This is a genomic window from Nostoc sp. FACHB-133 (assembly GCF_014698055.1).
Lineage (GTDB): Bacteria > Cyanobacteriota > Cyanobacteriia > Cyanobacteriales > Nostocaceae > Nostoc.
Map to the genome: position 1 here is coordinate 1 of NZ_JACJSH010000149.1, position 3644 is coordinate 3644.

General features: G+C 40.9%; 3 protein-coding genes. All 3 read right to left on the reverse strand.

Features of this window, described 5'->3' with window-relative positions:
• Positions 1–232 precede the first annotated feature (232 nt).
• Positions 233–1135 (reverse strand): TniQ family protein, encoded by a 903-nt coding sequence (locus H6G86_RS37895; RefSeq protein ID WP_190938693.1) that lies wholly within the window; start codon positions 1133–1135, stop codon positions 233–235.
• Complete coding sequence (locus H6G86_RS37900) at positions 1125–2231, reverse strand: ATP-binding protein (protein WP_190938694.1); 1107 nt, start codon at positions 2229–2231, stop codon at positions 1125–1127. Before H6G86_RS37900 ends, H6G86_RS37895 begins: the two co-directional genes overlap by 11 nt.
• Positions 2231–3644: TnsB C-terminal domain-containing protein (locus H6G86_RS37905; protein WP_190938695.1), on the reverse strand; the 1414-nt coding region annotated here is incomplete at its 5' end. The genes H6G86_RS37905 and H6G86_RS37900, both read right to left, overlap by 1 nt.

The following is a 3644-nucleotide window of genomic DNA, read 5'->3' on the forward strand; positions in this document are numbered from 1 at the left end:
CTTCTGTTTGGTTGTTCCTTCTGACGGGATTAATACTGTTTCAAGCAATCTGTTGCTCAACTTATGCTTTCAGAGTTGCTCATTTTATAATTACAGTGACAGTTGTTGTGACTTTAGCCATAAGTTGTCAAAATCGGACAACTTATGGCTTGGATTGAACTCGGACAACTTATGCTTGGATCGAGGAGTAGAAGGAAAATAAAGTAGAGCCGTTGTTATCCTGTTGCTTGCCTTACTGGATTTCGAGCAAGCTTAAACCCTCAACAGGAGATAAACTAAGCTTGTAACACCATCTCAAAAACTTGTATAAAGTAGGCAATGTTCGTTTAGGGGTAACTTTTGTTTCTCTGATGAGGGGATTTGTGTGGAGTGAGGGAGTAGCAGCAAGCAGATTTCCAAGAGCTTGAGCAATCCACAAATCCCGCTCAAATTTGCGCCCTTTGCTTCGGCTATGACTCGGTACGTCAAGATTGCGCCCAAGCCAAGCACCACACTCGTGACAGTAGCCGTTTAATTTCTGAGGTTGGAAAAAAGGTTGGGTATGACCGTAGCACAAACAGTATATTTGTAAATAGCGTTGATGGTATGGGCAGACAGTTACAGGCTCTAACGCCCATAACAGAGGTTGATACACAGGAGTATTAGCATCACGCCAATCTTGATAGCAACCTGCACACCAACGCTGCTGTGTATGGAAGATGTGGTTAAATGAAAGTCGCCAAGTTTTCCAAGGCAACAAAGTTAAATAGCTGATATCTTTGCGACCAGTTAAGATTTCTAGTACATTAACAACCTTAGAAACATGCTGTGTTTGGGAAAGCCAAAATTGGGCAGTTGGTTGCTGCAAAATGGCTAGTTCTTTTCGCAATCTAACTACAACTAGCTCGATAGCATCTTTTTTGGATAATCCTGGAGGCTGCTCGTTAAGAAAAAATAAAGGAGCAATGTAATAGCGAATCAAGTCCCCAACTGTAATTCCATGTGCATCAGCCAAGCGAATTAAGTAGCTACTCAAGCTCTCGCCAATTGCTGTGCCGACACTAACTGGTGGTAGAGAGAAAAGACGGCTACGCTCAGGTAGTATGGGTTGCTCTAATTCCCATGATTGATACAATTTCAAGTTCTCAACAGGCATTGTGTCCACCACCGACAGGACGACGCTGTGGCAGAGGCTGACCGACCACAGCGTGATGACGAGTTTTTTTAGCAGATGTCTGCAATGTTTCTGGAGTCACATCAGTTGCGACTTCTAATCCCAAAGCAGCCCGCAGAGCGTTGGTATCCCTACGGCTATTAAGTTGTTCCTCCCCATGAAGAGCTTCGTTAAGCAGAATTATGCACTGCTCAGTTTTGAGAGCATGTGACTCAAGATCGGAAAAAGTTAAAGTTTTGTCACCTTTGAGCAAAGCACTAAATAAAGCACGAGATAACCAATCTTTGAGAATGCCGACACAACCAACACAGCGCTCATAGCAGAAGTCCCAATGTTTGAGCAAATCAGGTTCAATTTGCAATGGTAAATGTCGTTGGAATGTTTGCACTATACCTTGAAAAGCTCTTAAATCTTCTAGATTGTCTGCTTTATAGCGTTCCAAATGAATATCTTGGCTGCGTCGGCATAGTTGAGCGCTGAGATTACGAAGTATTAATAATTCATAAGTGCCTGCAAGTATAAACTGTACGTGAGTAATATTAGCTAGCGATTTAATACAGTCAGTTTGGTCGCGTAATTTCCGCCCACTAGCAACCTTACTCAAGTTTTGTGCCTCATCAATATAAAAAACCTTGAGTCTGCGGTGACGTAATGCACCTTCAACAGACATCCTCAACTTTAAATTGGTCATTCTCTGAGAAATTGGGAATTCGATACATGGGTCTTTTAATACAGTTAAAGTACGTAAATAAAAATCTTTCCAATCAAAATTGCTGAACTCAGGTGTAACTGTTTCGACACCAGCAATCGGGATAAAACCTTTATCTCGTTCCATATCTGGTCGCGTTGCTTCTAGCAACTTTTGAGTCATACGACGTAGTAAGGTAGTTTTACCAACACCTGTTGGCCCGAACAGAAACATGAGTGAAGTTGCAGCAGGCTCTTCAACAGTGAGCATGAGCTTTTGCGAGGCTGACAGCAATTTTGGATGCGCCATTGTGTAGTTTTTAAAGTAAGCAATTCTCTCTTCTATAGATTGCTCAAGTAGTTTGTGAGGAAAGCCTTCGTTGTCATTCATCAGAACTCTCCATAATATTCTAAGGATTCTAAATTATTGTTTTTTACATCAATTAATTTGTCGGTTTCTAGATAATTATTTTCCGGGTCAAGCAAATTTTCTTCAGATGAATTAGTCTGAAAAGCTGAGTTGGGCTGATGTGAAACACATTGAGTAGTAGACACATCTTCAATCAATTGCAAAACATTTTTATTTTCAGCATTTTTCAGACGCTGTAATAGCAATTTTTCTTCTGTTAACTCAACAGAGTTAAGGAACTGTACTAACTCTCGGTCTGAGTTAATAAAATTATGCCCTTGTAGTCGTTTGCGAACTAGTAATTCTGCACTAACTAATTGAATTTCCTTTTCTGAGCGTCCTTTAAAGTATTGGTAGTACTTTGAGATACACTCTACCCATTGTCCCTGAACTAAGGCATAAGCAATTCCAGCATCCCAGGGGTCATATCTAACATCAACTGATGTGAATTCAATTTCCGGATTGCGGAATTCATTATTCCAGTAGTAAATGTTATGAATTTTCACTCCCTGACCTGGTTGGACTTTGCGTTTAGTTTGTTGGGGCGCGGGTAAAGTGAGAATACGAAAGATGTTGTCATATTCTACTCGTCTGTGCAGTCTGCTACCACCAAATGCAATTCCGACATTGAAGGCATCACTAGGTGTTTGTCCTAGTGCTGGATGTTCGCGTTGGTCATATACCTCGTAACCCCACGATAAAAGAGCCGAATATAAGTCAATTAGCGTCCACACTGCCTGTTTTGAGGGACTAACAGATTTAGTCACACAGCGGTGTTTTGTTGTAAGTTGGGTATTGCCAAGCAATTCATAAATCAGTTGGGTATTGGCAGTTCCAAATAGTCTTTCCACGACTGAGCCGAATCGAGGATAAGCAGGTGGGCGATGTTTTTTGGTACAAGCATAAGTTGCCAAAAGTTGCTCAAAATAATGGCTGTGGAACTCAGCACCATTATCTACAACTATTGTTTGTGGAAATCTCTTGAACCTCATCACGCAAATGCGGATGACCATCAATATTGAACGGTAACTTGGCTCTTCAAAGGTGAGATATATCGCTAATAATCGTCGGCTATAGGCATCTACCATGAAGGTGGCCCACGGACGACCTAAATTTTTATACTTAGTATCGCCAATATCTAAATGGCAATTGCTCAAGTTTTGCAACGAACTTACTAATTCAATGTCAAGTTGAGTATGGTCAATGTGAACTATTTCAAAAGGACGTTCTCCGTGAGTTGGAGTTGTTAACTCTAACTGCCAATAGAAGTCTAATTTTTGTATTGCTGCTCGTCGGGAGCAATGCGGTTTTGTCAGATCCAGTAAAAAACAAGCGATCGCAAAAATAAAATCTAAGTAAGAAGTAACTTTATTTACTAAATATGTGCTGGTAGCC